Here is a 7,905-nt window from a genome sequence, read left to right as displayed (position 1 = left end):
CGTCTACCCGCGGGGGGGGGCCCCCGCACCCCCCCGGGGGGCGGGGGGGGGGGCCGGGGGGGGGGGGGGGGGGCGGCGCCCCCCCCCCCCCCCCGCGGCCCGGATGTGGAAGAGGCGGGAACGGCCGGGCGAGGCCGGCGGCGGCTGGGCCGCCGGCCATCCTCCTGTCCCCGCCGTTCCTTCCCGGCGCCGTCACCTAAAAGACGATCACCACGAAGCCGCCGCCGCCGAACCCGTTGCGGAAGCCGTTGTTGAAGCCGTTGCCGAAGAACGTGCCGCGGCCGCCGAAACCGTCGCAGCCTCCGTACCAACCACCACCGTAGTAGCAGTTACGGCCGAAGTTGGTGGGGGCGTGCGTCGGGGTGGCTGCCGAGGCCGTACCTGCGGCGCCTACCGCGGCACCGCCGGCCATGAGAACGCCGACCGCAGACATTGCGAGGCGACGCCTCGCTCGCTGTCCAATCATGGGCCTACCTTCTTTCCACCCCTCGCGGGCCATCCCATAACGAGGGGGAGGGTCGCTGTCGCGTGGTAGCCGCGGTGCGACCACGGGTGTCGCCGCGTACGGAGGGAGGGACTTGCCAGCACGTCATCGGCTGACGGCCCCGATGATGAGGATCATCACCGATGGCGGGCGTACCTCCGGCACGCGGCCCTTTCTCATCACGCTAGCCGCACCGCGACCACCCGGCATCTCGCACCGTGACGCATCGTGCATTTCCCCACGTCAGAGGCCCTGCAGATCACTTTTCGGCCCGTGGCCCGGACCCTGCCGGCCCCAGGGCGTCGTGATCCGTCTCGGGCAGCCAGTGCCGCGCCGGGTCGTAACTCAGCCAGCCGTCGTCGCGTGCGCGGCGGGCGAAGGCGTCCAGCAGGCGGGGCAGATGCGGGTGGCCGACGTCGGTGCGCCACACGAGGTGCCAGGCGTAGAGCGGGACGGGGTCGGCCACGGGCAGCTCCCGCAGGCCGGTGTGCGGCGGGATGTCCACGTCGGCGGGGAGCAGTGAGAAGGCCCCGGGGTGGTCGCGGAGGTGGTCGAAGAACGCGTCGAGCCCGAGGTTGACGCCGCCGAAGTCGCCGGGCACGCCGAACTGTTCGGCGAACCGGCTGAGGAAGGTGACCTGGTGCGCCGACGCCGGGAACCACAGGCGGCCGCCGTGCAGGCCGGCCGGCCGGAGCGTGCTGTGCGACGCCAACGGGCTGTCCGCGGCCATGACGGCCTTGACGGGTTCGAGCCGCACCAGCCGGCTGGTCAGCCCGGTCGGCCACGGCTCGTCGAGGGCGTGGACGCGGCCGAGCGCCACGTCGATGCGGCCGTCGCGCAGGCCGTCCCTGGCCGCGGCGAACCCCGGATGAGGGCTCACCTCGAGGTCGACGTCGGACGCGTCGGCCAGGACGGCCCGGATCGTGCGCAACGGGGCGAACATGTGGCCCCACACGCTCATCCGCAGCCGGCGCGGCCGTTCCTCGCGGGCGGCGGCCACCGCCGCGTCCCCGGCGCGCAGCGCCTGCGCCGCCGGGTCGAGGAAGCGGCGCCCCGCGGCGGTGAGTTCCACCCCGCCCCCGGCGCGTTCGAACAGCCTGACGCCGAGCGTCTCCTCGAGGCGGGCGATCCGCTTGGACAACGCCTGCTGGGTGAGGTGGAGTTGGGCCGCCGCCTGGCCGAAGTGCAGCCGCCGGGCCGCCGCGACGAACGCCCTGACCTGTGCCAGGTCGAGATCCACTGCCTTGACCTCCTGCGACAACCGGCGGTTGTCGAGTCCGCCGAAAGGCTGTTGGACACCGCCTCCCACCAGGGGTTTTCCTGGATCCGGCCGGTCACGGAGCTGACGGACACCGGCCCTTTCGCAACCACCACTGATCAAGGAGTGTGTCATGCCTGCCACCGTGCGGCCGGGACGGGGGACCCGATGAAGGCGCTGCTGCCCACGGGACGGGCCGCGGAGCCGGTCGCGTTCGGCGAGGTCGGTCAGCCCAGGCCCGCGGCCGGGGAGGCCGTGGTCAAGGTCGAGGCGTTCTCCGTCAACCGGGGCGAGATGCTCCAGCTCGACGGGGTGCTGCCGGGCGGTGAACGCCCCGGCAAGGACATCGCGGGACTCGTCGTCCAGGCCGCCGCCGACGGCACCGGCCCCCAGGCGGGCCGGCGCGTGGTGGGCCATCCGCCGGCCGGCGGATGGGCCGAGTACGTGGCCGTACCCACCGACGCGCTCGCCGTGCTGCCGCGGGGCGTCCCGGCGGTGACGGCGGCGGCGCTGCCGCTGGCGGGACTGACGGCGCTGCGGCTGCTGCGTGCCGCCGGGTGCGTCTCCGGACACCGGGTGCTGATCACCGGAGCCTCCGGGGGAGTGGGGCACTACTTCACCGAGCTGGCCGTGGGGGCCGGCGCGAAGGTCACCGCCGTCACCGCGACGCCCGAGCGCGGCGCGCGCCTCGCCGAGCTGGGCGCGGAGGTGATCCACCACCTCGGCGACGCACAGGGGCCGTACCACGTGGTCCTCGAGTCCATCGGCGGCCCGTTCACCGCCCGGGCGCTGTCGCTGCTGCGGCCGCGCGGCCGGATGATCTGGTTCGGCCAGGCCTCGGGCGAGCCCGCCCGCCTGAGCTTCTTCGACTTCTTCGCCGGCCCGCGGTCGGCCACCGTCCAGCACTTCCACTACCCGCACGCAGACGAGTCGTTCGGCGCCGACCTCGACGTCCTGGTGCGCCTGGTGGCCGAGGGGCGGCTGCACCCGGAGATCGGCCGGACCGAGGACTGGAGCGCCACCGCCGGCGTCCTGGCCGACCTGCGCGACCGCCGCATCCGCGGCAACGCCGTGCTCACCCTCGGCTGACCGGCCCGCCGCCGGCAACCGAGCAGACAACCGTCAACCCTTCCCGGAAAACGAGGAGTTCACCATGCGCACCACCGACCCGAAGGCCGTCGTCACCCGCTACGTCGAGGCCGTGATCGCCGGCGACGTCGACGTGATCCGCGACAGCTTCGCCGAGGACGCCACCTGGACCTACCCCGGCGAGGTACCGGTGCTGTCCGGCACCTGGACCGGGCGCGACACCATCGTCGACGACTTCCTCGGCGCGGCGGGCGGCCGGCTGTTCGTCCCCGGCAGTGTCACGATCGGACTCACCTGGATCATCGCCGAGGGCGACCGGGTCGTCGCCGAATGGACCTCGAAGGCCGAGGCGGCCGCGGGCGGCGGGGCCTACGACAACCGCAACGTCGGCGTCTTCACCGTGCGCGACGGACGCATCGCCGCGGTCCGGGAGTTCACCGACACCCTCCACGCCGCCACCGTGCTCTTCCCCGACCGCACCCCGGACACGGCGGCCTGACCCGGCCACCGGCGATCCGCCCACGACGACCAGCCGCTCACCGAGACCCAGGACGACCAGGAACGACGATGGCCGACACCGCGACCACCCCCTTCTTCGAACTGCCCGACCTGCTGCCGCAGTTCATCGCCTCGCACCACTCGCGCGCCACGGGCGCCGGGCTCGATCCGCACCAGTACGCGCGGGTCACCGCGCAGCTGACCTCACTCCACGACTGGCCGGAGGTCTTCCGCGCTGCCGCGCGCGGCCACCTCGAAGCCGCCGGGCGGCACGAGGCCGCGGGGCACGGCGTCTCGGCCGGTGAGGCGTTCCGCACGGCGGCCCGCTGGTTCCACTACGCCGTCCTGCTCCCTCATCCGGACCGGGAGACCGCGGCGCTCGCCGCCCAGGAGGCCGACGACGCCATGCGCAGGGCCCTGGCCCACCTCGACCCGCGGGCGGTACGGCTGGACGGCCCGTCCTTCGCCGGGTGGCTCAGGCGCCCCGCGCGGCCCGTGGCGCCCCGGCCCCCCGTGGTGATCGTGGTGCCCGGGCTCGACTCGGGCAAGGAGGAGTTCCACGACGTCACCGACGCACTGCTGCGGCGGGGCGTGGCGACGTTCACCATGGACGGCCCGGGCCAAGGGGTACTGGCGGCGACCACCGCACCCCGCACCGACTACCACCACGTCATCGGCGAAGTGATCGACGCGCTGGAGGCGCACGGGGACGTCGACGCCACCGCGGCCGGGGTGATCGGGCTGAGCCTGGGCGGGTTCTACGCCGCCGTCTGCGCCGCGTACCAGCCGCGGATCCGGGCGGCCGCGACCGTCTCGGGGCCGTACCGGCTCCGCTGGGACGAGGCACCGCCGTTCGTCACCGAGACGCTCGCCCAGCGCAGCGGCGGCCGGCAGCGGGCCGAGGAGTTCGCCGGGGGCGTCGACCTGCACGGCGTCGCCGCACGCATCACCCGCCCCCTGCGCGTCGTGGACGGCGGCACGGACGTCATCCCGGGCGTCACCAACGGCGAGCCGCTGGCCCGCGAGGCACCGCGGGGCGAGTACCTGCTCGTCCCGCACGGTGACCATCTGCTCGGCAACGCCCGGGCCGACTGGCTGCCGTCCACCTGCGACTGGCTGGCCGGCGCGCTCAGGTGACGGCCGGCTCGACGGCCTCCACCGGGGCGCTGCCGGCCGGGCCCGGCAGGGTGAGGCCTCTTCCGGCGTGGAGAAGCCGATGACGGGGGCCACGGGTCCGAAGATCTCCTCGCGCCACGCCGGCATGTCCGTGGTGACGCCGGTCAGGACGGTGGCCCGGTACCCGGCGCCCGCCCTCTCGCCGCTCGCGGCCACGGTCGCGCCGGCCGCGACGCTGTCGGTGACGATGCCGTGCACCCGCTCCAGCTGCCGCCGGTCGATGATCGGGCCGAGCGCCACGTCCTCCCGGGCGGGGTCGCCGACGGACAGCGCGTCGGCCTTGGCGGCCAGTGCGGCGGTGTACTCGTCGAGCAGCGACTCGTGCACGATGTGGCGGCCGGTCGTCATGCAGATCTGCCCCTGGTGCAGGTACGAGCCGAACGCGCCGGCGGAGGCCGCCTTCCGCACGTCCGCGCCCGGCAGCACCACCAGGGCGTTGTTGCCGCCGGCCTTCGCCTGGTGCGGCTCCCCTTCGACACCGAGCCGATCGAGGTCGCGCTCTACGCCCGGCACGAAGCCGCCTCCCGCAGCCCCTCCCAGCGTTGGCTGGTCCAGTTCATGGCCGAGGTGCTGGGCGAGCTGGTCAGTCCGGCACAACTGCCGCCGACCCCCACCTGAGCAGGGGCCGGACGGACCTTGCCAGTGCCGCCGCCGTCGCGCACGCTGGTGCCATGGCCAGTGACAACGGCCCGACGCTCATCACGTCCGTCCAGCGCGCCCTGCGGTTGCTGGAGGCGGTGAGCGCGCACGAGAACGGCGCGCCGGCGAAGCAGCTGGCACGGGAGACCGAGCTGCCCCTGGCCACCGCCTACCACCTGCTGCGGACGCTGGTCCACGACGGATACGTGCGCAAGCTGGACGACGGCGGCTTCGTGCTGGGGGACAAGCTGCAGGCCCTGCAGAACGCCGGTCGCGACCAGGTGCTGCTCAGCCGCGTCCGCCCCGCCCTCGCCGCGCTGCGCGACGAGCTGGCCACCCCCGCCTACCTCACGTTCTACGAGGAGGGCGAGATCAGGGTCGCCGAGATCGTCGACGGCCCCCGGGCTCCCCGGGTCGACCTGTGGGTGGGCTTCGAGGACGCCGGGCACGCCACCGCGCTCGGCAAGTGCGTGCTGCGCGAACTGGACGACGACGCCCGCCGGGACTACCTGGCCAGGCACCACCTCCCCGACCTCACCCCGAGGACCGTCACGAGCCTTCCGGAACTGCTGCGCAGGCTCGACTCCGCGCCCACGGATCCGGCCGTGACCGACCTCGAGGAGTACGCGCTGGGCACGGTGTGCGTCGCCGTACCCGTCCACTGCGGGGACATCCTCGGCTCGCTCGGCGTCTCCCTCCCCAAGGAGCAGCGGTCGCGGCTCCCGGAGATCCCGTCACGACTGGTCCCGGTCGCGAACCGCGTCACCAGGAGCCTCTCGCTCACTATCTGAAAAGCCGCTCCTTGTGACCGCCTGACCGGAACCCGTTTCCTGGAAAACAGGACATTCCAGGATTACCCGACAGGTGAGGATCGCGGACGCAGATGAGCCACACCCGAGACCATGGTCACGACCACCGCCCCGGGCGGCCGTTCAGTCACCGGGTGAGCGCTCTCCGCATGTCGGTCCGGGGACGTGCCGCCACGCAGATGGCGGCCGGCACGCCGGTGCTGCCGACCGTGCTCATCGCCCTGATCGTGCTCGTCGACGTCGTCGGCGGCGCCGGACTGATCTGGCTGCCGCTGCTGGCGGCCGGGCCCGCACTGGCCGCCGCCACCAACGGGCCGCGGGGCGTGCTCTGCGTCGGTGTGCTCGCCGTCGCCGTGGGCGCGGTGATGGGCAGGCACGGGGTTCCGCACCGCGGGCTGCCGGCCGTTCTGGCGGCGCTGCTGGCCGTCACCCTGGCCAGCGGCCTGGCCAGCGCGCTGCGCCGCCGCCGGGAACGGGTGCTCGCCGCCGTCCGCTCGGTGGCGGAAGCCGCCCAGCACGCGCTGCTGAAGCCCGTCCCGGAGACCGTCGGCCCGTTCCGGGTGGCGGTCCGCTACAGCGCCGCGGCGGCGGAGGCCAGGATCGGCGGCGACCTCTACGCCCTGGTGCCCACCCCGCACGGGGTCCGGCTGATCGTCGGCGACGTGCGCGGCAAGGGACTGCCGGCCGTCAGCACCGCCGCCCTCGTGCTCGGTGTCTTCCGTGAGGCCGCCTACGACGAGCCCGACCTGCTCGCCGTCGTCGACAGGATCGAGCGGAGCCTGGCGCGCAACCTCGGCCCCGACGACTTCGTCACCGCCGTGGTCGCCGGACACTCACGGCCGGGACACCTGGAGATGGTGAACTGCGGACACGGCCCCCCGCTGCTCATCTCCGCCTCCGGAGACGTCGAGGTCGTGGAGTCCGTCCGTCCGGCCCCGCCCCTCGGGCTGCGCGCCCTCTCGGGCGAGGTCCCCCACTTGCAGCACCTGCCTTTCGCCGAGGGCGACCAGCTGCTGCTCTACACCGACGGCGTCACCGAGGCCCGCGACCACGCCCGCGCCTTCTACCCGCTCACCGAAGCGGTGGCCCGGCACGTCTGCGACGAGCCGGCCCGCACCCTCACCGCACTGCACGACGAACTGCTGACGCACGTGGGCGGCCGGCTGCACGACGACGCGGCCCTGCTCCTGCTCCGCAGGGAGCCCGTGCCGGAACCGGCACTGGTCTCCTGAGGGACTTTCGTCGAGTGGGGCGCGAGGGGGCCCCGTGCGAGCACGGCCGAGCGGGTGAGGGGGGCGAGCGGGTGAGGGGGGCGAGCGGCTGAGGGGGCGAGCGGCTGAGGGGGAAAGCGGCGCCCTACGACCGCGCGGCAGATGTGCGTGTCAGGCGCCGCGACGCCGACAGGATCCGATGGAAGGGCCCGGCGAGGCCGACGCCGGCGGGTTCGAAGGAGCCGGCGGGCTCGAAGGAGAGGGCCTGGCTCAGGCCGCGACCAGGACGGCCCACCGGGTGACACCGCCCGCATGGGTACGCGTCCCGTGGCGAGCCGCCAGCGCGCGCACGATCTCCCAGCCACGACCGCACTCGTCGGGGTCGATCCCCAGGCGCGACTGACCCGCCGGAAGCGCGGGTCCCGCGTCGGTGACCTCGACGCGCAGCGCGCCCGTGCCGCCGACGCGGTTCCAGGACAGCCGCAGCACGGCGGGCGGCGCCGCGTGGATCACCGCGTTGGTGACCAGCTCCGACACCACGAGCAGCGAGTCCTCGATGATCTCCGGGGACACGCGCCAGTCGGCGAGTACGGCGCCCACGCGGCGGCGGACGGCCGAGACGGCCCCGGCGACAGGCGGCAGCGGACAGAGGTGTTCGCAAGCCTCCCGAACCAGCGTATTCAGCTGCATCGCCATCACGTCTCCCGGATGATCATCGCCCCGCCGGGGCGCCGGCCGCAG

At 74.2% G+C, this 7,905-nt stretch carries 8 protein-coding genes and 2 pseudogenes; 6 read left to right on the top strand and 4 right to left on the bottom strand.

The genetic code is table 11. The features are described 5' to 3' along the window. Positions 1-196 precede the first annotated feature (196 nt). Positions 197-433, bottom strand: a complete 237-nt coding sequence (locus AB0N17_RS05455; RefSeq protein ID WP_366009797.1) for a hypothetical protein — start codon at positions 431-433, stop codon at positions 197-199. 310 nt (positions 434-743) lie between these two features. Continuing rightward, entirely contained in the window at positions 744-1,724 is a 981-nt protein-coding gene (locus AB0N17_RS05450) for a LysR family transcriptional regulator (RefSeq protein ID WP_366009796.1), read from the bottom strand. 186 nt (positions 1,725-1,910) lie between these two features. Here AB0N17_RS05450 and AB0N17_RS05445 point away from each other — a divergent pair, with 186 nt between their 5' ends. The 3 genes from AB0N17_RS05445 to AB0N17_RS05435 all read left to right on the top strand — a co-directional run bounded on the left by AB0N17_RS05445 (position 1,911) and on the right by AB0N17_RS05435 (position 4,466). Next, on the top strand, positions 1,911-2,831 hold the full coding sequence (locus AB0N17_RS05445; protein WP_366009795.1) for a zinc-binding dehydrogenase: 921 nt from the start codon (positions 1,911-1,913) through the stop codon (positions 2,829-2,831). 64 nt (positions 2,832-2,895) lie between these two features. Beyond that, positions 2,896-3,330 (top strand): nuclear transport factor 2 family protein, encoded by a 435-nt coding sequence (locus AB0N17_RS05440; protein WP_366009794.1) that lies wholly within the window; start codon positions 2,896-2,898, stop codon positions 3,328-3,330. 68 nt (positions 3,331-3,398) lie between these two features. Beyond that, positions 3,399-4,466 carry an alpha/beta fold hydrolase gene (locus AB0N17_RS05435; RefSeq protein ID WP_366009793.1) on the top strand — a complete coding sequence of 356 codons (1,068 nt, stop codon included), beginning with the start codon at positions 3,399-3,401 and terminating at the stop codon, positions 4,464-4,466. 54 nt (positions 4,467-4,520) lie between these two features. On the opposite strand, the pseudogene AB0N17_RS05430 reads toward AB0N17_RS05435, so the two are convergent. Further along, a pseudogene (locus tag AB0N17_RS05430) lies at positions 4,521-4,952 on the bottom strand (aldehyde dehydrogenase family protein); the annotation flags it as partial. A gap of 3 nt (positions 4,953-4,955) precedes the next feature. Between AB0N17_RS05430 and AB0N17_RS05425 the strand changes: the two are divergent. The 3 genes and pseudogenes from AB0N17_RS05425 to AB0N17_RS05415 form a co-directional block, all read left to right on the top strand. Continuing rightward, positions 4,956-5,123, top strand: a pseudogene (locus tag AB0N17_RS05425) (LysR family transcriptional regulator); the annotation flags it as partial. Between the two features lie 53 nt (positions 5,124-5,176). Further along, positions 5,177-5,935: an IclR family transcriptional regulator C-terminal domain-containing protein gene (locus AB0N17_RS05420; RefSeq protein WP_366009792.1), complete on the top strand. Its 759-nt coding sequence runs from the start codon at positions 5,177-5,179 to the stop codon at positions 5,933-5,935. A gap of 167 nt (positions 5,936-6,102) precedes the next feature. Beyond that, entirely contained in the window at positions 6,103-7,185 is a 1,083-nt protein-coding gene (locus AB0N17_RS05415; protein ID WP_366009930.1) for a PP2C family protein-serine/threonine phosphatase, read from the top strand. Between the two features lie 249 nt (positions 7,186-7,434). On the opposite strand, the gene AB0N17_RS05410 is transcribed toward AB0N17_RS05415, so the two are convergent. After that, complete coding sequence (locus AB0N17_RS05410) at positions 7,435-7,860, bottom strand: ATP-binding protein (protein ID WP_366009791.1); 426 nt, start codon at positions 7,858-7,860, stop codon at positions 7,435-7,437. Positions 7,861-7,905: the final 45 nt, after the last annotated feature.

The sequence above is a fragment of the Streptomyces sp. NPDC051133 genome, assembly GCF_040682635.1.
GTDB lineage: Bacteria > Actinomycetota > Actinomycetes > Streptomycetales > Streptomycetaceae > Streptomyces.
This window is presented reverse-complemented; position numbering and strand designations above follow the sequence as displayed.